The 19,932-nt window shown below is 42.2% G+C and carries 19 protein-coding genes; 12 read left to right on the forward strand and 7 right to left on the reverse strand.

From position 1 onward, the window contains the following. Positions 1–93 precede the first annotated feature (93 nt). Positions 94–615: a flavodoxin FldB gene (gene fldB, locus B6K83_RS04915; RefSeq protein WP_085283915.1), complete on the reverse strand. Its 522-nt coding sequence runs from the start codon at positions 613–615 to the stop codon at positions 94–96. Between the two features lie 322 nt (positions 616–937). Between fldB and dsbC the strand changes: the two genes are divergently transcribed. From dsbC to B6K83_RS04945, 5 genes are all read left to right on the forward strand, one after another. Then, positions 938–1,735, forward strand: a complete 798-nt coding sequence (gene dsbC / locus B6K83_RS04925) for a bifunctional protein-disulfide isomerase/oxidoreductase DsbC (RefSeq protein ID WP_085283841.1) — start codon at positions 938–940, stop codon at positions 1,733–1,735. 100 nt (positions 1,736–1,835) lie between these two features. Further along, complete coding sequence (gene recJ, locus B6K83_RS04930) at positions 1,836–3,596, forward strand: single-stranded-DNA-specific exonuclease RecJ (protein WP_085283843.1); 1,761 nt, start codon at positions 1,836–1,838, stop codon at positions 3,594–3,596. A 378-nt stretch (positions 3,597–3,974) separates the two neighbouring features. Then, positions 3,975–5,073 (forward strand): peptide chain release factor 2 gene (gene prfB / locus B6K83_RS04935; RefSeq protein WP_175474814.1). Its coding sequence is split into 2 segments (ribosomal slippage): positions 3,975–4,049 and positions 4,051–5,073, totalling 1,098 coding nucleotides; the frame shifts between segments, so codons are not numbered across the junction. Positions 5,074–5,175: 102 nt separating this feature from the next. Further along, positions 5,176–6,717: a lysine--tRNA ligase gene (lysS, locus tag B6K83_RS04940; protein WP_085283845.1), complete on the forward strand. Its 1,542-nt coding sequence runs from the start codon at positions 5,176–5,178 to the stop codon at positions 6,715–6,717. Between the two features lie 227 nt (positions 6,718–6,944). Beyond that, positions 6,945–7,493, forward strand: a complete 549-nt coding sequence (locus tag B6K83_RS04945; RefSeq protein WP_085283847.1) for a YkvA family protein — start codon at positions 6,945–6,947, stop codon at positions 7,491–7,493. A gap of 143 nt (positions 7,494–7,636) precedes the next feature. On the opposite strand, the gene B6K83_RS18400 is transcribed toward B6K83_RS04945, so the two are convergent. The 6 genes from B6K83_RS18400 to B6K83_RS04970 all read right to left on the reverse strand — a co-directional run bounded on the left by B6K83_RS18400 (position 7,637) and on the right by B6K83_RS04970 (position 12,139). Further along, on the reverse strand, positions 7,637–7,807 hold the full coding sequence (locus B6K83_RS18400) for a hypothetical protein (RefSeq protein ID WP_175474813.1): 171 nt from the start codon (positions 7,805–7,807) through the stop codon (positions 7,637–7,639). Between the two features lie 2 nt (positions 7,808–7,809). Continuing rightward, positions 7,810–9,081, reverse strand: coding sequence for an AmpG family muropeptide MFS transporter (locus B6K83_RS04950; protein ID WP_085283849.1), 1,272 nt, complete (start codon positions 9,079–9,081; stop codon positions 7,810–7,812). Between the two features lie 144 nt (positions 9,082–9,225). Then, positions 9,226–9,555 carry a hypothetical protein gene (locus B6K83_RS04955; RefSeq protein ID WP_085283851.1) on the reverse strand — a complete coding sequence of 110 codons (330 nt, stop codon included), beginning with the start codon at positions 9,553–9,555 and terminating at the stop codon, positions 9,226–9,228. A gap of 244 nt (positions 9,556–9,799) precedes the next feature. Beyond that, positions 9,800–10,375 carry a peptidylprolyl isomerase gene (locus B6K83_RS04960; RefSeq protein WP_233143800.1) on the reverse strand — a complete coding sequence of 192 codons (576 nt, stop codon included), beginning with the start codon at positions 10,373–10,375 and terminating at the stop codon, positions 9,800–9,802. A gap of 33 nt (positions 10,376–10,408) precedes the next feature. Beyond that, positions 10,409–10,978, reverse strand: coding sequence for a YajG family lipoprotein (locus tag B6K83_RS04965; protein ID WP_085283855.1), 570 nt, complete (start codon positions 10,976–10,978; stop codon positions 10,409–10,411). A gap of 21 nt (positions 10,979–10,999) precedes the next feature. Continuing rightward, the gene (locus B6K83_RS04970) at positions 11,000–12,139 is read right to left on the reverse strand and encodes a methyltransferase (RefSeq protein WP_085283857.1); all 1,140 of its coding nucleotides are present in this window, start codon (positions 12,137–12,139) and stop codon (positions 11,000–11,002) included. Positions 12,140–12,259: 120 nt separating this feature from the next. Here B6K83_RS04970 and B6K83_RS04975 point away from each other — a divergent pair, with 120 nt between their 5' ends. The 7 genes from B6K83_RS04975 to B6K83_RS05005 all read left to right on the forward strand — a co-directional run bounded on the left by B6K83_RS04975 (position 12,260) and on the right by B6K83_RS05005 (position 19,930). Next, positions 12,260–12,844, forward strand: coding sequence for an alpha-ketoglutarate-dependent dioxygenase AlkB family protein (locus tag B6K83_RS04975; RefSeq protein ID WP_085283858.1), 585 nt, complete (start codon positions 12,260–12,262; stop codon positions 12,842–12,844). A gap of 129 nt (positions 12,845–12,973) precedes the next feature. Then, positions 12,974–13,288: a transcriptional regulator BolA gene (bolA, locus tag B6K83_RS04980; protein ID WP_085283859.1), complete on the forward strand. Its 315-nt coding sequence runs from the start codon at positions 12,974–12,976 to the stop codon at positions 13,286–13,288. A gap of 303 nt (positions 13,289–13,591) precedes the next feature. Next, complete coding sequence (locus tag B6K83_RS04985; protein ID WP_085283860.1) at positions 13,592–14,149, forward strand: TRAP transporter small permease subunit; 558 nt, start codon at positions 13,592–13,594, stop codon at positions 14,147–14,149. Then, positions 14,149–15,531 carry a TRAP transporter large permease gene (locus B6K83_RS04990; RefSeq protein ID WP_085283861.1) on the forward strand — a complete coding sequence of 461 codons (1,383 nt, stop codon included), beginning with the start codon at positions 14,149–14,151 and terminating at the stop codon, positions 15,529–15,531. The genes B6K83_RS04985 and B6K83_RS04990 overlap by 1 nt, the downstream gene beginning before the upstream one ends. A gap of 4 nt (positions 15,532–15,535) precedes the next feature. Further along, a complete protein-coding gene (locus B6K83_RS04995; protein WP_092251247.1) occupies positions 15,536–16,636 on the forward strand; it encodes a TRAP transporter substrate-binding protein in 1,101 nt (366 codons plus the stop codon). A gap of 249 nt (positions 16,637–16,885) precedes the next feature. Continuing rightward, positions 16,886–18,079 carry an enoyl-ACP reductase FabV gene (gene fabV / locus B6K83_RS05000; protein WP_085283917.1) on the forward strand — a complete coding sequence of 398 codons (1,194 nt, stop codon included), beginning with the start codon at positions 16,886–16,888 and terminating at the stop codon, positions 18,077–18,079. 513 nt (positions 18,080–18,592) lie between these two features. Further along, positions 18,593–19,930, forward strand: a complete 1,338-nt coding sequence (locus tag B6K83_RS05005; RefSeq protein ID WP_085283918.1) for a Na(+)-translocating NADH-quinone reductase subunit A — start codon at positions 18,593–18,595, stop codon at positions 19,928–19,930. Positions 19,931–19,932: the final 2 nt, after the last annotated feature.

Below are 19,932 nucleotides of genomic sequence, written 5' to 3' on the forward strand. Positions count from 1 at the left end.
TTTAACGATTAATGACTGCGGATTATAAAGGTAAAACAAGATTTATCCTAAAGATCTTAGTGAAATAGTTTATTTAAGATGAAATTATTGTTATTACGCTAATATTTCTGCAATTTCTTGGCTAATTTGTTGGCACCAAGTTTCAATACGCTCATCACTTAGCTGGTATTGATTGTCCTCATCGAGCGCTAAACCAACAAAGTGTTGTTGATCTGTGGTTAATGCTTTTGATGCCGCAAATTCATAGCCTTGATTAGGCCAATAGCCAATGACATATCCGCCCTGAGCCAGTACTTGCTCATGTAACATACCTAGCGCATCTTGAAACCAATCGGTATAGCCAATTTGATCACCCATGCCATATAACGCAATGATTTTGCCTTCAAGATCAATATTCGCTATTTCTGGCCAGTGCGACTCCCAGTCCTCTTGAATTTCACCGTAATCCCAAGTGGAAATGCCTAATATTAAAATGTCATGATTTGCCATGGTTGCCAGTGGCGTGTCTTTGATATTAAACAGCTCAACCTTGTGTTCGCCAAGTTGTGCTTGAATTTTTTCTGCGGCTATTTCGGTATAACAAGTCGTTGAGCCGTAAAATAATGCGATGTTCATGGATAAATTACCGAGGTTTAGACAAACCAAATTAAGGTGGCTAGTGAGCGAGTGGCGAGATTTTAACAAACTTTCAAAAAATAAGAAGCGTTGCCGTAACATCTATTGCGAACTTAACCGAGAAATAATCAGCAAAGGTAGGCGACTATATTGCAATTCACCACAATTCACTGTAATTTTAGCCAGCTTAAAGCGGTCTAGGTATTGAGTTTGTATTTTACGTTTTATCATGGCTTTTTTGCTCGCTAATAAAGTTGCAGACAATAGGGCCTGATAAATTGCCGCTTTCACTTTCCGCTAATTAAAGGTATGGAATTGTTTTATGTTTAAGAAATCTTTATGGCTAGTTTCGCTAGCTGTGCTTAGTTTGTTCAACACCCTCAGTGTACACGCCAAGGCAACAACACCCGTAAATAATAGTGTCATGTTACCTGCCGCTCAATCGACTGAATATGCCGCGGTAAAAGCCAAGTTGATGACAACGTTAGGGTTCAATGTTGACAGTATCAAAGCCTCACCTATGGCTGGTGTATTAGAGGTGATCACTGAGCAAGGTTTGTTCTATGCCAGTGCCGACGGCAATTTCTTATTGCACGGCAAAATGTACGGTTTAGGTAAAAACGTCAGTAATTTAACGGAAGCCAGTTTAGCGCAAGTGCGCATCGATGGTATGGCTAAATTTGCCAATGACATGATAGTTTATCCGGCAAAAAATGAAAAACATGTGATCACCGTTTTTACCGATATTACTTGTAGCTATTGTCGTAAAATGCACCAGCAAATGGCGGAGTATAATGACAAAGGTATCACGGTTCGTTATTTGGCTTACCCGCGTGCTGGCGTTAAAGATCAAACCGGCGCTTACTCGCGCGGCTTTAAAGATTTACGTTCGATATGGTGCCATGAAGATGCACAAACGGCATTAACGAAAGCAAAAAACGGCGCGAACGTTGCTGCGCGCATTTGTGATGCCCCCATTGAAGCCGAGTTTAACTTTGGTCGACAAGTTGGGGTGAGCGGCACGCCAGCTATTATGCTATCAGATGGCATGATGATACCAGGCTATCAAGCGCCAGATAAACTGTTTCAGCTATTAGAAGCGGTGCAAAAAAACAGTTAATTTCAGTGTTAGCTGATAACTAAATGGCAAGAATTTCACTTGCCATTTTTTATTGCTAGGTTTTTATTTTTTCCAACTCATGGTCAGCAAAGGTTTATGCATGCACAAAGAAATTATTCGCCGTGATCAGGTCAATGACGAACATTTATCGCAAAGTTTACACCCGATAATTCGACAACTGTATGCTCGACGAGGCGTCAGCAGCAACGAGCAACTTGTCTTGAACACGTCCAACATATGCCCCGTTGACACCTTAAAAGGCTTAACAGAGGCTTGCCAGCTTTTGTATCAGGCCTTACAAGCGCAAAAAAATATCACCATTATCGGCGACTTTGACGCAGATGGCGCTACCAGCACCGCCTTAATGATGGAAGCATTAACTATGTTAGGCTCACGTCACCATGAGTTTTTAGTGCCTAATCGCTTTAAATATGGTTATGGTTTAACGCCTGAAATTGTCGATATTGCGGCAACGCAAGGTGCGCAAGTGCTGGTTACTGTAGATAACGGTATTAGCTGTATGGCCGGGGTTAAAAGAGCGAAAGCACTTGGTTTGCAGGTGATAATTACCGATCATCATTTGCCGGGGGCTGAAACGCCGCCCGCCGACGCTATTATCAACCCTAACCAAGTGGGTTGTAACTTTGCTAGCAAATCATTAGCCGGGGTTGGTGTTGCTTTTTATTTTATGTTGGCATTGCGCAAATACCTGCGCGAGCAACAATGGTTTGAGCAGCAACAGCTCGTTGAGCCCAACATAGCACAACTGCTGGACTTGGTCGCTTTAGGTACTGTCGCAGACGTGGTGTCGTTAGATGCCAATAACCGTATTTTAGTTGAACAAGGACTGAAGCGCATTCGTGTCGGCTCAACGCGACCGGGTATTCAAGCCTTGATTGAAATTGCCGGTAAAAATCAGCAAAAACTACAAGCAAGTGACTTTGGCTTTGCGTTAGGGCCTCGTATTAACGCAGCCGGCCGGTTAGATGATATGGCATTGGGTATTAACTGTCTGTTGGCTAAAGATTTATCAAGTGCACGGGTGATGGCGGCTGATTTAGATGACTTAAACAAAGCCCGTCGAGAAATAGAGCAAGGTATGCAATTTGAAGCGGAAAAAATCTTAACCAGCTTAGCATTTAGCAAAGACAACTTACCGCATGCCATTAGCTTGTATCAAAACGATTGGCACCAAGGGGTTATTGGCATAGTTGCCGGGCGTTTAAAAGAGAAATATCACAGGCCCAGTATTGTTTTTGCCAATGCTAACGACGACGATCAGACGGAAGCGGTCATTAACAATGAAATTAAAGGCTCAGCGCGTTCAATTCCTGGTTTGCATATTCGTGATTTACTTGAGCATATTGACAGTCAACACCCGGGGCTTATCTTAAAATTTGGTGGTCATGCCATGGCGGCAGGCTTATCTATTACCGCAGAGCACTTTACGAAATTTTCAACGCTATTTGAACGCTACGCTCAGCGATGGCTAACGAAAGAAGCGTTAACTGGCGTGGTCGTCTCAGACGGGAAATTACCTATGCCAGAGATGAACATAAGCTTTGCACAACTGCTGCGTGATGCTGGTCCTTGGGGACAAAATTTTCCGGAGCCAATATTTGACGATGTTTTTACCCTAGTACAACAGCGCATTGTCGGTGAAAAACACTTAAAGCTAGTAGTAGAAAAAGAGCAGCAGCTATTTGATGCCATAGCCTTTAATGTCGACCTTAAGCGTTGGCCTGATCAGCAAGCTAAACAAGTACAGCTGGCTTTTCGGCTCGATATTAATGAATTTCGAGGTAAACAGTCGCTACAATTAATGGTTGAACAGTTAGGGGCTGTTGATCTTTCAAGGTAAAAATTTATGCCATTTAAAACGGGTTTAATCGCGGCGTGAGCTTTGAATAATCGTTATGCTAGTTAAAAAGCGAGTAACAAAGCCTACAGGCGTTTTAAATGAAACTAAAGTCAGCACTTGCTTAAAATTTAGACAAGGTTATCAGCTGTTGGTGTAGTTAACTACACGTCACAGGCTGTGCCTTGCCTAAATAGCAAACAAGTCGCTGTAAAAGTAATCTTGAAGGTTCACCAGAGCCGAGTATAAAAAGATATTAAAAATCATTGTTTCTGCCGAGTGTAAACGTTTATTTAATGCTGTACATAGGCTACAATGCGCGACTGTTTTGCTTTGATTTTCCCCATATTCACCAATGACGATGTAATAGTTAAAATAAGTATGTTAGAAGTTAATCCTGTACTGAATAAAATTAAAGAAATTCGCGAACGCACCGACTTGCTTCGGGGGTATCTTTGACTATGAGCAAAAGTCAGAGCGCTTAGTTGAAGTCACTCGTGAATTAGAATCTGCCGATGTGTGGAACGATCCTGAACGTGCTCAAGCGCTTGGACGAGAAAGAGCAGCATTAGAAACGGTTGTTGACACCATAGATCAAATGGACGCTGGTTGTGAAGACGTTGAAGGTTTAGTTGAGTTGGCCGTTGAAGCTGATGATGAAGAAACCTTTCATGATGCAGAAGCAGAAGCGAACACCCTAGTCGCAAGCTTAGAGAAGCTAGAGTTTCGTCGTATGTTTTCCGGCGAACAAGATGCCAATAATTGTTATTTAGATATTCAATCAGGCTCTGGCGGTACTGAAGCACAAGACTGGGCAGAAATGCTGATGCGAATGTATTTGCGCTGGGGTGAAGCAAATGGCTTTAAAACCGAAGTTATCGAAGTTAGTGATGGTGATGTTGCCGGTATTAAAGGCTGTACCATTAAATACACAGGTGAATACGCATTTGGTTGGCTACGCACAGAAACAGGCGTACACCGCTTAGTCCGCAAGTCACCGTTTGACTCTAGTGGTCGGCGTCACACCTCATTTGCCTCGGCATTTGTCTATCCTGAAATCGATGACAATATTGAAATCGAGATTAATCCTGCGGATTTACGCATCGATACTTTTCGTGCCTCGGGCGCTGGTGGTCAGCACGTCAACAAAACAGATTCGGCAATTCGTATAACCCACGAGCCAACGGGAGCGGTAGTAGCTTGTCAAGCGGATCGCTCGCAGCATAAAAACCGCGCCACAGCAATGAAGCTGTTGAAAGCTAAGTTGTATGAAATGGAAATGCAAAAACAAAATGAAGGCAAGCAAGAATTAGAGGATGGTAAATCCGATATTGGCTGGGGCAGTCAAATACGCTCCTATGTGCTAGACGATAGCCGAATAAAAGATTTACGCACCGGCGTAGAAAACCGCAACACGCAAGCTGTTTTAGACGGTGATTTAAATAAATTTTTAGAAGCGAGTTTAAAATCTGGCTTATAAAACAAGGCAAGATAAACTTTACACAGCAGATAACCGAAATGGTAAAACTTAACCATGTAATGATTTAGTTAAACGCCATATGACTTTAACACGAGATATAAAATGACTGATCAAGCAAACCAAGACGAAAATAAATTGATTGCCGAGCGTCGTGGCAAATTAGTAAAAATTCGAGAAAACTGTCCGGCCAATGGCCACCCTAACACGTTTAATCGAAAACACTATGCTGCAGATTTACAAGCTAAGCACGGTGAGAAAGACAAAGAAACGCTTGAAGCTGAAACAGCAGAGTACAGTATTGCTGGTCGTGTTATGGCCAAACGTGGTCCATTTTTAGTGTTACAAGACATGACAGGTCGCATTCAAGCCTATGCCCATAAAACTGTGCAAAAAGATATTAAAGAGCGTTGGGGTACGTTAGATATCGGCGATATTATTGGTGTAACGGGTACCCTGCATATGTCAGGTAAAGGAGATCTCTATGTCAACATGGATAAATATGAGTTATTAACGAAATCGTTACGACCATTACCAGAAAAATTCCATGGTTTATCCGATGTTGAAACCAAATATCGCCAACGTTATGTTGACATGATCATCAATGAAGATACGCGTAATACCTTTAAAATTCGCTCAAAAATAGTCGATGGTATCCGTAAATTCTTGACGGAACGTGACTTTATGGAAGTGGAAACGCCTATGCTACAAACCATTCCAGGTGGTGCCTCGGCTAAACCCTTTGAAACCTATCATAATGCCCTCGACATACAAATGTATATGCGAATTGCGCCAGAGCTTTACTTAAAGCGTTTGGTGGTCGGCGGCTTTGAAAAAGTCTTTGAAATTAATCGTAACTTCCGTAATGAAGGCTTATCAACGCGCCATAACCCAGAATTTACCATGATAGAATTCTATCAAGCCTATGCCGATTATCATGATTTAATGAACTTAACCGAAGAAATGCTACGCACGCTTGCTGAAGACGTTATGGGTACGTCGGTTATTCGTAATACGGTTAAAAATGCTGATGGCGAGGTTATTGAAGAGAAGTTTTATGACTTTGGTCAGCCTTTTGCTCGTTTATCTATGGTTGATGCCATTTTAAAATACGGCAAAGACTTAGATGAAAATATATTGCGTAACCCAGAAGAAAACCTCGAAGGGCTCAAAGCCATGGCCAAATCCGTTGGTGTTAAAGAAACGGACGCCTCTAAAGTGTGGGGTGCGGGAAAATATATCTGTGAAATCTTCGAAGAAGTTGCAGAACATATGCTTGACCAGCCCACCTTCATTACTGAATACCCATGGGAAGTATCGCCTTTAGCACGTCGCAATGATGAAAACCCTTTTATTACCGACCGGTTTGAATTCTTTGTCGGTGGCCGTGAATTAGCGAATGGTTTCTCTGAGCTTAACGATGCAGAAGATCAAGCGGCACGTTTTCAGAATCAAGTGGCGGGTAAAGACGCGGGTGATGACGAAGCTATGCATTATGATGCTGATTATATCCAAGCACTTGAATACGGTTTACCGCCTACCGCAGGTGAAGGTATTGGTATTGATAGATTAGTGATGCTGTTTACCGACTCACCGACCATTAAAGACGTTATTTTATTCCCACATATGCGGCCACTTGCTGAATAAGCGCCAAGTGCGTTATGTAACGACTTGAAAAAAGCACCGGTAGGTGCTTTTTTTTCGTCTCTGGCTGTAAGTATGAGTATGAAACTCAGCTTAATGCATGCTGCTAATAGGGCAATTAGATGCTGCTTTGGCGATAAAATGTATAACTAAAGTGGTGTATTTATGATCTTCTGTTAGATTTAGAAGGTTGCTGCGCAAAATACCAGCGAAATATGAGGAGAGTTAAAATGGCATTTGAAGTTACCTTTGAGTTGAAAGAGTCCGATTTAGAGCACTTTCGCAATGTTATGCGACAAACAAAATCAGGAGCAAAAAAATTAACAGAAGCGGAAATTTTAGCGAATGCAAAAAAGCTCAGCCAAGATGTGAACGGTGATGTACCAGCGTTTGTCAGTGAGAGAATTCAAAAACTGGAAACCTTGGTGGCTATGATTGAGGATGCAGAATGGAAAATACCCGATGAAGAACGTGCAGATGTTTTAAGTGCGCTAGCTTACTTTAGCGATCCGGAAGACTTAGTTCCTGATCATATTCCAGCCTTAGGCTTTTTAGATGATGCCATCATGATCGAACTGGTTGCTGAAGAGCTCAAAGACGATATTGAAGCGTTTTTAGAGTTTTGCCAATACCGAACGCGAGAAGAAGGTCGTCGAGGCATGGCGGTGGTTACACGCGAAGAGTGGTTAGAGGCGAAGCGCCGAGAGCTGCATAGCCGAATCAGAAATCGTCGCTCGAGTCGTGGCGGTGCGCGTTCAGGTTTTCGTTCTATTTTTTAAGACCATTATTGTTAATGCCCTTAGCAAAGCGCTGCCATCAGCGCTTTATTCGTTATGTATTTAGCCGTTGTCGGGCTTTGCGCGCCAGAGTGCTGTTGGCGATAACTTGGTTGGCATAGCCAGCTTTTTTTGTGGAGCAGCGGCTAACGCGTGAGAAATAGCATCAAAATAAAAAAAGCGATTATCACGCCATTAAACGCAAAAATATAGCCAAAGCCTTTTAAGCCTTGTTTAACGGTATAATTATGGCTACTTAAATACCAATACCAAATTGCACACATGACAATGGGTATAAGAAAAAAGAGTTTAATCATGCTTATGTTTGCTCCTGCAAGTCTGATTTTACCGTTTCGCGCCACGGGGCTACTTTTAATAACATTAGCATACCTGGGATCGCTAATACTGTGCATAGATAATAAAAGTTAGTCCAACCTATTTGCTCAACAATGACGCCGGTAGTGGCATTGGCAAAGGTTCTAGGTAATGCCGTTAGCGCGGTAAATAGGGCAAATTGCGTAGCGGCAAAGGCTGGGTTTGTTGTCCGGGCAATAAAAGCGGTAAATGCTGCGGTACCTAAACCGACTCCTAAGTATTCAAATGCCATGGCAATAGCCAAAGCGTAGGTGTTATGACCAATCTCTGCCAGTGCCGCAAAACCCAGAATACTGACAATTTGTACGACGCCAAATAACCATAGGGCGCGGTTGATGCTGAGTTTGATCATCACGATACCGCCAACGGCCAATCCTATGGTCATGGCGACTAAAGATGCCGTTTTTGCCACCACACCAATTTCAGTTTTGCTAAAGCCTAAATCAATAAAAAACGGTGTTTGCAATGCGGTAGCCATGCTGTCACCTAATTTGTATAAAAATAAAAATAGTAAAATTTGTAACGCTGACTTGATCCCCTGTCGGTTAATAAAGTCTTTAAAGGGCAACACTACCGCTTGTTGTAAGGTTTTCGGCGTTTGTGCTGAATGTTCCAGCTCTTTAATCGCTAGGCTTAATATGATGCCAATGAACATAAAGGCGGCGACAATAATAAATACCGCTTGCCAACTGATATGATCGGCCAAAATAAAGGCGAGAGAGCCGGGAACTAAGCCCGATAGGCGGTAGGCTTGCACATGAATAGAGTTGCCTAAGCCAAGCTCATGCTCTGGCAGAAGCTCACGTCGGTATGCATCAAGAACAATGTCTTGACTGGCGCTAAAAAATGCCACGGCAGCGGCTAAATAAGCAACACTCCAAATGTTCATCACAGGGTCAACAAAACCAAAGGCAGCGATGGAAAACAGTAAAAGCACTTGGGTTAATAGCATCCAACTACGGCGTCGACCAATAATAGGTAACGAATACCTGTCCATTAAAGGAGACCAGATAAACTTCCAAACATAAGGAATACCAATTAATGAAAACAAGCCAATTTCCGTTAAGCTAACGCCTTCTGAGCGCAGCCAGCCAGGCACCAGTTGATAGAGGATAAAAAGCGGCAGGCCAGAGCTGAATCCGGTAAATATACAGATCAGCATTCGGCGGTTAAATATTGCTGCTTTAAAGCTTGGAGGTTGCGGGGATGATTGCATTGCTTAATGCCTAGTGAATGCGAGAAAACCGTGTTGCTAGGCTATCAAAATGTATTAGTAAACAGAAGTTTAATCTTAAATCTAGACTGTTTTATGGCGGAAAATTGGTTAGTTACTGGCCTAAGTCAGCATAAACAAGGTATTTTATGGAATAGGTCGCCAGCCAATACAGTCAATGGGATAACTGCCAACACCCGTGAAAAAATCTAAACAGGTTGATATTTCACTTCTTAAATATAAATCATGTTCAAGCTCATTGGCGCTGTGTAGGGTCAGTGCGTGCATAATATGCCAAAAAACGCGCTCTCTGGCATTACTTGGCGTTTCATCGGAAACTTGCAGTAAGGTCCATTCCGCCATGGTATTTTCAACGAATAAATCAAGCTCAGTATAGTGCAAAGAGTGATTGATAACCGCGGTGATATAGGCCTTTATTTGGATAATTTTTTCATTGATAAACTGCTCAATTATCATGGTATTCCTTTTTGCTGTCTAACGCATAATGTGACTTGATAAAGAAAATATCAAACAGGATGACGTCGATATATAGTCTAACTTGGTTTAGTTATCGTAGATAAAATGCCAGTTGTCAAAGTTATGCGCCGTGAAAAGTGTTACTAAAATGTAACCCAGCAAGGGCTTTGTTAGTGGATAAAAGTACCTAAGTGTTTAATAAAAACACCATTGATTAGACAAAAAATAACGAAAAAATAGTGCTTTAAGTTGCTGGTAGTAAGCTCGCTTTGATTAATATCACAGGCTCAACCGGTACGTCTTCCCACGACATATGCTCATTGTAGTCGGTCTTGACTAAGGCCATGGCTTCAAGCACTTCTTGGCCTTCAATAATAGCACCAAACACCGCGTAACCCCATTTTCTGCCGGGATCTAAACTGCGATTGTCACCAAGGTTGAAAAAAAACTGGCGATTTGCGCTATGAGGCCGGCTTTCTTTGGCCATGGCAATAGTACCGACTTCATTTTTTAAACCATTGCCGGCTTCGTTAACTATATTCGAGTATACTTTTTTCATGACAAAGTCTTGGCTGTAGCCACCCCCTTGAACGATAAACTCAGGCACGATACGGTGGAAAATTGTGTTGTCATACTCACCGCTAACCACATAATTTAAAAAGTTATTGACTGTAATGGGAGCTCGTACTCTATCAAGCTCAACGATAATAGTGCCCATAGAAGTTTCAAGCTTAACTTGTGGAAATAAATTATCCGGGTCAATCAAAGCTTCTTTTGCAGTTAAAGTGGCAGAAAAAAGCAGGAATATGAAGGAAAGCATTTTCATTGTTTGGGTTCTCATCTGCTGGCTAAACTATAGAATAAATTGCTGTAATTCTTGATTTTGCACTATTTGCGTTAAGAGCTTAGCAAGTTGTTGGTTAAAGTCTCGTTCTAGTACTGCCAAGTCTGCGGTTAATGGCCCGTTACTGTTACCTGTAATTTTAAAGGTTTTTGTTAAGTTACCCTTATGGTTACTTATGACCACTCGTAATATCATTTGGTTACTGGCGTTATATTTTAGCATCGCCTGATCGACCTTGATGATGGCACTATCAATAATCACGTCTAGCTGTGTATTGGCCTGTGCTTGTATTTGCATACCGTTTGCTTTAAACGCCGTCGATAATGAGGCGTTAATCACTTCTGCAATCGGTTGTTGAGCAGAATATAGTTGCGCGGCTTTATCAGGTCGCGAAATTTGCACAATATGATTAGAGGTGCGTAAGTCTTGCACCGACAACTGTACTGGCTGGCGCTGAAATACATTACTGTTGGCCAACTGTAATTCAGGGCTAACAATCACCTGTTGTATAGGTGTACTACAGGCAAGTAAGGTAACTGTCGTGCTTAATATAAGTAGTTTGAGAATAACTGATTTCATTGTGAGTTTTTACCGGAATAATTAACGTTTTATAGCAGAAATAGTGACAAATTTTTCGTTGCTTGCAATAAGCTTTTCATTACCAAAAATGCGCTTTAGCTTGATATGGTAACCTAGCTGTCGGTTGCCAATAATGCGTAACTCGCCACCTTTTTTCAAGACTCTGTGGCTATCTTTAAACATCTGCCAAGCAATGTGATCTGTGGTGGCTGTTTGTTGATGAAACGGCGGATTACACAACACTAAGTCGACACTGCCACCGTCAATATTGGTTAAACAATCGTTTACTTGAAACTGGCATTGGGCAACGGCAGTTGGTAAGTTTTCGCTGATATTTAACTGTGCTGAGGCAATGGCCATAAATGATTCATCAATAAAGTGCACCTGTGCCTGCGGCTGTTTCGATAATAGCTGTAAGCCGATAACGCCATTACCACACCCAAGATCGATCACCTGCGTTGCAGGCTTCACTTCAGGTAAGTTTTGCATAAAGTAACGCGCGCCAATATCCAGTTTACTGCGCGCGTAAACATTAGCGTGATTATGTATGGTAAAGCGCGTGTGCTCGAGCGGCCATGAGGTCAGAGTTGGCGCAGTAGCGGCTTGTTCATTATCGAGTTGACTAAAAACGAGACGGGCTTTTTTTACCGCTAATGATGTTTTAGTGCTGCCTAAGTACTTTTCAAATAAGGCGAGGGTAGAGCTGTGAATTTCTTTTGCGCGATCAGCGGCGATAAAAATCACCTCAGCAGGCAAGTGCAGTTTAATTTGACTTAACTGATAACAGAGCAGCGCTTTATTTTTTGGAATTTTAAATAAAACAATTGTGATGTCTGTTGGCAGAGCATCTAGGCTAGTTAAAAGCGTGATATTATTATCTGATAAGCCATTTTGCGCTAAATTATGTGCAATACCTTGCTGACTTAAAAAAGAATCATTAACACAATACACTTGTTGTTGAGACAAGTTACAGCTTAAGGCACCAAAGTTATCATTAAAAATTAAGATTTTTTGTTGGCTATTAATGAGTTGCTCTTGTTGTAAATAATTGAGCAAATATTCGTCTGCTGCATCCCACGCTTGTAGGCTTCGGTTCACTTGTCCGGTTGGAAAACGCTCGAGAAAAAGGTTTTTGTCGTTAATAATAAATGGGCTGATCATAGCGGTAACTGCTGGGTTGGCGTAGCTGATATTGTGACAAAGTTTATCACCGTGAGCTAGTATCAAAGCGAATATTAGTGATAATTTTAGCGAGAGCAAAACAAGGTTGGAGTCAATTAGATGAAAATTACCCTGCCCGATGCTGATATTGAATATATTGAACACTTTTATTCTCAACAAGCGGCCGCTGATCTGTTTACCGACTTGCAACATAATTTGCGATGGCGTCAAGACAGCATAACCCTGTTTGGTAAACATACTCATTTGCCGCGACTACAAGCTTGGTATGGCAATAAAAATCTAAGCTATTGCTATTCATCAATGTGCTTAATAGCCAAACCTTGGACCGCCAGTTTATTAGATGTAAAGCTAAAGGTGAGCAAGTATTGCCAGCAAGAGTTTAATGCGGTATTGGCTAATTACTATCGGCATGAAAAAGACAGTGTTGCTTGGCATAGTGATAACGAACCCGAACTTGGCACTGCACCAACGATTGCTTCTTTATCCTTGGGGGCTAGCCGTGAATTTCAACTTAAACATAAAGCGTCGGGTTTGAAAAAGTCACTGATCTTGAGTTCAGGCAGCTTATTGATCATGCGCCACGAAACTCAGCAGTATTGGCAACACTGTTTACCTAAAAGAGCGCATTGTATAGCGCCGCGTATTAATTTAAGTTTTCGCAGTATTATGGGACAGGGGCGATAATCACTTGCTGAATTGCAAAGAATATATTAAAAAATAACGCTGTTAGTCGTCACGATAGATGGCATAATTAACGGCAACGATTTAAATTAATTTTGATCCATTAACCGATCAAATTTCAGGGGATTTACCATGACAATAGCCGCTGTTATTGAAGAAAAACTACTTGCTGCGTTTTCACCGCTTCATCTAGATGTTATCAATGAAAGTCATCAGCATAATGTGCCACCGGGCAGCGAGTCACACTTTAAAGTGATCATAGTTTCCAAGCAGTTCGAAGGTCAGCGCTTAATTAAACGCCATCGCGCCATTAACTCGATATTAGCGGCAGAGCTGGCGGAGAGTATTCATGCATTAGCACTACATACCTATACTGAAAAAGAGTGGGAAACCTATTATGCCGAGCATACGCCATTATCCCCTAAATGTTTAGGTGGTGGTCAGTAAAAGGCCCGTGTTTGAGTAAAGCTGTTATACAAAGATAAGTGGGTAGTTTATGGGTATTTTTATTGCAATGGTTTGTCTTGATAAAGGCGCGGTGTAACATCATTTTATGCCATTTGAGAGTTTGCGTCATTTGTTGACGCTTAGATGCCGGCAAAAGTACGCGCCAATTTAGTTGCTGTGCCGCAACTCGCTAGCACAATAATCTTGCGTCAGCCTAAGCACTTTTGAACCTGAATAAGGATGAGCGATGGCAGCTATGGTGTGGGCTATTAACTTTAAAACAATAATAAAAAGTGAAAAGTTATGTTTTTAACGGTGGCAAAAAAATTAGTTACAATAATAGATCTAAGCACGGAAATGCTCGGCAAAACCGTGGCTTGGTTGACTCTCGCCATGGTGTTACTGACCTTTAGCATAGTGGTGCTAAGGTATGGCTTTAATTTAGGTTGGATTGCCATGCAAGAGTCAGTTTTATACTTTCATGGCATAGTTTTTATGTTCGGTGCTGCCTATACCCTTAAACATGATGGGCATGTGCGTGTTGATATCTTCTATCAGCGTTATTCTGCGCAGCAAAAAGCGTGGTTAAACTTATTGGGCAGTGTGTTTTTATTAATGCCGGTTTGCCTGTTTATCTTTTTTATTAGCTTTGATTACGTTATCTCATCTTGGCAAATCATGGAGCAGTCTGCTGAAGCCGGTGGTTTGGCTATTGTTTATCTAAATAAGTCGCTTATTTTAGTGTTAGCCACCACGCTAAGCTTACAGGGCGTTGCAGAAATAGCACGTAACTTGCTGTACTTATGTCAAGCTAAGGCAAAACCGACTCAGCACAGCAACACCAACACAGGGGCGATTTAATGGAATATTTAGCCTTATTGATGTTTATCAGTGTTTGTGGCGTCTTATTATTAGGTTACCCAGTGGCGCTTTCACTTGCGGGAACCGCGTTATTATTTGCTGGTATTGGCTTAAGTTTTGGTATTTTTGAAAGCTCATTTTTACATGCGTTGCCCAATCGCTTATATGGTGTATTGAACAACCAAACACTATTAGCGGTGCCGTTATTTGTTTTTATGGGGGCGATGCTGGAGCGTTCAAAAATAGCCGAAGATTTGCTTAATACCATGGCGCTGTTGTTTGGTCGCTTTAATATTGGCTTAGCGATTTCAGTGATTTTAGTTGGTATGCTGCTCGCCGCGAGTACCGGAATTGTTGGCGCTACTGTGGTCACTATGGGCTTATTGTCGCTACCTACGATGTTAAAGCGCGGCTATAGCCCAGCGTTCTCGTCTGGCATCATATGCGCAACTGGCACGTTAGGGCAAATTATACCGCCGTCAATCGCGTTGGTGTTATTGGGAGATGTGTTAGCAAGTGCTTACCAAAAAGCGCAATTATCCCTTGGGGTGTTTAACCCAAAAACCGTGTCTGTAGGCGACCTATTCGCGGGTGCCGTTATCCCTGGCTTAATCTTAGTGGCACTTTATATTGTATACTGCCTTGGCGTGGCGTGCTTTAAGCCAAGTGTTATTACCAAAGCTGAGCATGTAGCCATAAAACCTACCGAGCAGCCGTTAACACTCGCTTTATTGCTATCTGCACTTGTGCCGCCACTATTACTGATGTCGGTGGTGCTTGGCTCAATTTTATTTGGTTATGCTACGCCGACCGAGGCTGCTGGGGTTGGTGCCATGGGAGCGCTCCTGCTTGCCATTTACAAAAAACAACTCACCAAACCGCACTTAAATGCAGTCATGCAGACCACAGTTAAAATCACCTCTATGGTATTTTTGATTTTAATTGGTGCTAGTTTATTCTCGTTAGTGTTTCGCGGTTTTGGCGGTGAAGAGCTAGTACATGGCTTATTTCAGCAAATGCCTGGCGGTGTCGTTGGTGCCACTATAATCGTGATGCTGGTGATGTTTCTATTGGGCTTTATTTTAGACTTTATCGAAATTACCTTTGTGGTGGTGCCGATTGTGGCGCCGGTGTTATTAGCTATGGGACTAGATCCTGTGTGGTTAGGGATTATGATAGCCGTAAATTTACAAACTTCATTTTTAACGCCACCGTTTGGTTTTGCGTTATTTTATCTGCGTGGTGTAGCAGATAAGTCAGTCGCTACCTCGGCCATTTATAAAGGCGTTGCGCCTTTTATTATTATCCAGTTAATATTACTGGGTATTTTAGCTTATTGGCCAAGGTTAGTAACTTGGCTACCGAACCAGATATATGGATAAATTTATGATCAAATTCCTTGCCCCTTCATCGGCTTTACTTGTGATCGCGCTTTTAACTCTAACCGCTTGTGGTGAACAAAAAAGCAACAGCAATGCTGATAGCTCTGCTCAAACACAAAAAACTTACAACTGGAAGTTAGTTACCTCTTGGCCCAAGAATTTTCCTGGTTTAGGTATGGCACCCGAAAAGTTTGCGCAATATGTCAATTCGATGAGTAATGGCCGACTAACAGTCAAGGTGTATGGTGCAGGGGAGTTAGTACCTGGTTTTGAAGTGTTTGATGCTGTGTCGCAGGGCACCGTTGAAATGGGACATAGCGGCGCCTATTATTGGAAAGGAAAAATACCCGCCGCCCCGATTTTTAGTGCCATTCCATTTGGTATGACAGCGACAGAGTTCAACGCTTGGCTGCATTACGGTGGTGGCATGGAGCTTTGGCAAGCGCTTTACCAACCCTTTGGCATAAAACCATTACCTGGCGGTAATTCTGGCCCACAGTTCGGGGGGTGGTTTAAGAAAGAAATTAACTCAGTGGCCGATCTACAGGGCTTAAAAATGCGTATCCCAGGCCTTGCTGGCGAGGTGCTGAAAAATGCTGGCGCCATTCCTGTCACTTTAACTGGTGGTGAAATATTTTCGGCGTTACAAAGTGGCGCTATTGATGCCACCGAGTGGGTAGGCCCATACAATGATTTAGCGTTTGGTTTTTATCAGGCGGCCGAGTTTTATTATTCATCGGTGTGGCATGAGCCAGGCACAGGTTTGGAGTTTTTAATAAATCAACAAGCATTTGATGACTTACCTGCTGATTTACAAGCCATTGTTGAAGTTGCTGCGCAGGCGGTTAATGAGTCGACGTTAGCTGAGTTTAATGCCCGAAATAATGCAGCGCTAAAAACCTTGATAACAGAACATAAGGTAAAAGTTCGACAATTTCCAGCTCAAGTGCTGCAAGAACTAAAACGTCAAACCGATGCCTTGATTGCAGATCAAGTCAAAGCAGATCAAGACTTTGCTCGCGTCTGGCAGTCATACAGTGAATTTTTAGCCTCGATGCGTGACTACAATCAATTAACCTTGCAAGCGTATTATCAACACAGGTAATGACGTGGATTTAATGGTTATTTTGTTTAATTGCTAAATATGACCACTGGTCACACCTCATAACGGGGCTAGCAAGAGTAAACTAGTCGGCAATTTTAGTTAGCGACTTTAAATTTAGATCGTAAATTACGCTGATTTTTAATTAACTTAGCGTTTTTCAATTTCACATTGTTGTTGGTCATAATCAATAATCCTATTGCCTTGGGGTAATAAGGTGGGATTATGCGCAATATTAAAGAAGGTACTGTTATGGTTATTAAACCAAAAATTCGTGGTTTTATTTGTACTAATGCTCACCCCGCAGGTTGTGCTGCCCATGTTAATGAGCAAATTGCTTATGTTAAAAGTCAACCGCAAGCGGCGACTAAGCCGAAAAATGTATTAGTTATAGGTGCATCGACCGGCTATGGTTTAGCTTCGCGCATAACTGCAGCGTTTGGCAATGGCGCGAAAACACTTGGCGTGTTTTTTGAAAAGCCACCAACAGCCAAAAAAACGGCGTCTGCAGGTTGGTACAATACGGCGGCATTTCAAGCGGCTGCTGATGAAGCCGGTTTATGGTCAAAAAATATTAATGGTGATGCGTTTTCACATGAAATAAAAGCCAAAGCGATCGAGACTATTAAAGCAGAGTTAGGTGAAATTGACCTTATTGTTTATAGCGTGGCATCACCTCGCCGCACAGATCCTGATACCGGTGAAGTGTATTCATCGACTCTCAAGCCGATCGGTGAAAGCGTGACCACGAAAAACTTAAATACGACCAAGCGTATTATTGACTCAGTATCGGTAGAAGCGGCAACAGAAGCTGAGATACAAGGTACGATTGATGTTATGGGCGGTGCCGATTGGGAGTTATGGATCAACGCACTCAAGGATGCAGGTGTACTAGCAAAAGGCTTTAAAACGGTTGCGTATACTTATATTGGCAAAGAATTGACGTGGCCAATATATGGTCACGCGACAATAGGTCGTGCTAAAGAAGACTTAGATAGAGCTTCATCGGCCATCAAAGCGACCACAGCTGAAATTAACGGCGAAGCATATGTTACCTCACTTAATGCTGTGGTAACGCAAGCAAGTTCAGCGATCCCTATTATGCCACTATATATTTCAGCCATGTTTAAAGTCATGAAAGCTGATGGCACTTATGAAGGCTGTATTGAGCAAATTCAAGGCTTATTTAGGGAAAATATTTATGGTGAAAACCCAACCTTAGATGAAGCGGGACGCCTACGCCAAAACAACAAAGAGCTTGAAGATAGCGTACAAAAGCGTGTTACGGATATTTGGCATAGCGTTGAAACTGAAACCATTGACGAATTAACGGATTATGTAGGTTATCATCAAGAGTTTTTGAAGTTGTTTGGTTTTGGCGTAGATGGTGTCGACTATGATGCAGATATTAGTCCAGAAGTTGGCATTAACAACTTACTTTCGTAGGCTAAGGTTTTAAGGTAAGAATATGCAAACGCGTAAGTGGCTATTCTCCTATTATCGTTGAAAATAATAGAAAAAAACCGACCTGCTTGTCGGTTTTTTTCTAACATTCATAGCCACGGTCGACAAAATTTGGTTATTGCGCCGTGTTGTTTGAATACTAGCTAGATAAACGAAATTAAAAAGAATTGTTTACTTCTTAGCGCGAAATTTTCAGCATTTAGCATATTTTTCGCTATTATTGCGCGAAATAAAGATTATTCGACTAAATTGGTATTTATTGTCGTGCGATAGATAGAATCAAAATATCCTTTTGTGCTAGAATCGCGCCAGAAATTTTAACTAGAGCCGGTAGGCGTTAATTTATCTAACGTAAATGACGCTTTACTGAAATACACTGAAACCTATGTTTGCTTAAGGAAACGGCATTTATTGTGCAATTTGACAATATCTAAGCCTAGTTAACTGAAGCAATACTTGGTTTTGATACTCCCATCAAAAGTAGTGCAAGTGTTTATGATTACAATAAAAAAAGGTCTGGATGTTCCTGTAGCAGGTGCCCCCCAGCAGGTAATCCATGATGGTCCGTCCATCAAAACTGTTGCAACACTAGGTGAAGAGTTTGTGGGTATGCGTCCAACCATGTTCGTTAGGGTTGGAGATAGCGTAAAAAAAGGCCAGGTACTTTTTGAAGATAAAAAGAACCCAGGCGTTAAATTCACAGCTCAAGCATCAGGTGTTGTTAAAGAAATTAATCGTGGTGAAAAGCGCGTATTGCAATCGGTGGTCATCGAGGTTGCTGGCAACGAGCAGGAAACATTTACGCGTTATGCTGCTAATGAACTGAACTCAATTGCCCGTGAAGATGTCGTGACAAACTTGGTTAACTCCGGTTTGTGGACAGCGTTACGTACCCGTCCTTTTAGTAAGGTGCCAACGCTTGAGAGCAAGCCTATCGCCATATTTATTAGTGCGATGGATACTAACCCATTAGCGGCAGATCCAGCTGTGATTATTGCTGAACAAAGTGAAGCCTTTGTCAATGGCTTAACCGTGCTGTCGCGTTTAACCGATGGTGAGGTGTTCGTTAGTAAAGCTCCAGGCAGTGATATTGCTGTTAATTCCACGGCCGTTGTCAACGAATTTGCAGGAAAGCACCCAGCCGGTCTTGTTGGCACTCATATGCACTTTTTAAAGCCAGTTAGTGCTGAAAGAGTGGCATGGCATGCGGGTTATCAAGATGTAATTGCTATTGGTAACTTGTTTACCACCGGCGAGTTAAACACTAACCGCGTCATTTCTTTAGCTGGACCTGCCGCCAAAAACCCTCGTTTAGTTCGCACCATTTTAGGTGCAAGCACTACAGAGCTGACAGCAAGTGAGAGTATTGATGGTGAGTTGCGTGTTGTTTCAGGCTCATTGTTGTTAGGCTCTACTGCCTCAGGCGTTCACGGCTACCTAGGCCGCTACCATACGCAGATTTCTTTGATCCTTGAAGGCAGAGAAAAAGAGTTTGTTGGTTATATGTATCCTGGCCCGAACAAGTTCTCGGTCACACGTGCCTATATGTCACACTTCTTCCCGAAGAAGTTATTCAATATGACCACAACTAGTAATGGTAGTCCACGAGCTATGGTACCTATTGGCAACTTTGAGCGTGTTATGCCACTAGATATACTACCAACAATGCTATTACGTGATTTATGTGCTGGCGATACCGATGGTGCACAGCAACTGGGTGCCTTAGAGCTTGATGAAGAAGATTTAGCCTTGTGTACATTTGTTTGCCCAGGCAAAACAGATTACGGCGTCATTCTTCGTGATTGCCTAACCACAATTGAGAAGGAAGGTTAGTC

This window comes from Colwellia chukchiensis, from assembly GCF_002104455.1.
Classification (GTDB): Bacteria; Pseudomonadota; Gammaproteobacteria; order Enterobacterales; family Alteromonadaceae; genus Cognaticolwellia; species Cognaticolwellia chukchiensis.

Bases quoted from the DNA above. Each gene is read 5' to 3' on its own strand.
- B6K83_RS04985 (WP_085283860.1), top strand. From the start codon at position 13,592: ATGTTTTTAACGGTGGCAAAAAAATTAGTTACAATAATAGATCTAAGC.
- B6K83_RS04975 (WP_085283858.1), top strand. From the start codon at position 12,260: ATGAAAATTACCCTGCCCGATGCTGATATTGAATATATTGAACACTTT.
- B6K83_RS04960 (WP_233143800.1), bottom strand. From the start codon at position 10,375: ATGCTTTCCTTCATATTCCTGCTTTTTTCTGCCACTTTAACTGCAAAA.
- B6K83_RS04965 (WP_085283855.1), bottom strand. From the start codon at position 10,978: ATGAAATCAGTTATTCTCAAACTACTTATATTAAGCACGACAGTTACC.
- lysS (WP_085283845.1), top strand. From the start codon at position 5,176: ATGACTGATCAAGCAAACCAAGACGAAAATAAATTGATTGCCGAGCGT.
- B6K83_RS04955 (WP_085283851.1), bottom strand. From the start codon at position 9,555: ATGATAATTGAGCAGTTTATCAATGAAAAAATTATCCAAATAAAGGCC.
- B6K83_RS04990 (WP_085283861.1), top strand. From the start codon at position 14,149: ATGGAATATTTAGCCTTATTGATGTTTATCAGTGTTTGTGGCGTCTTA.
- B6K83_RS04970 (WP_085283857.1), bottom strand. From the start codon at position 12,139: ATGATCAGCCCATTTATTATTAACGACAAAAACCTTTTTCTCGAGCGT.
- B6K83_RS05005 (WP_085283918.1), top strand. From the start codon at position 18,593: ATGATTACAATAAAAAAAGGTCTGGATGTTCCTGTAGCAGGTGCCCCC.
- fabV (WP_085283917.1), top strand. From the start codon at position 16,886: ATGGTTATTAAACCAAAAATTCGTGGTTTTATTTGTACTAATGCTCAC.
- B6K83_RS04950 (WP_085283849.1), bottom strand. From the start codon at position 9,081: ATGCAATCATCCCCGCAACCTCCAAGCTTTAAAGCAGCAATATTTAAC.
- fldB (WP_085283915.1), bottom strand. From the start codon at position 615: ATGAACATCGCATTATTTTACGGCTCAACGACTTGTTATACCGAAATA.
- B6K83_RS04945 (WP_085283847.1), top strand. From the start codon at position 6,945: ATGGCATTTGAAGTTACCTTTGAGTTGAAAGAGTCCGATTTAGAGCAC.
- recJ (WP_085283843.1), top strand. From the start codon at position 1,836: ATGCACAAAGAAATTATTCGCCGTGATCAGGTCAATGACGAACATTTA.
- B6K83_RS18400 (WP_175474813.1), bottom strand. From the start codon at position 7,807: ATGATTAAACTCTTTTTTCTTATACCCATTGTCATGTGTGCAATTTGG.
- bolA (WP_085283859.1), top strand. From the start codon at position 12,974: ATGACAATAGCCGCTGTTATTGAAGAAAAACTACTTGCTGCGTTTTCA.
- B6K83_RS04995 (WP_092251247.1), top strand. From the start codon at position 15,536: ATGATCAAATTCCTTGCCCCTTCATCGGCTTTACTTGTGATCGCGCTT.
- dsbC (WP_085283841.1), top strand. From the start codon at position 938: ATGTTTAAGAAATCTTTATGGCTAGTTTCGCTAGCTGTGCTTAGTTTG.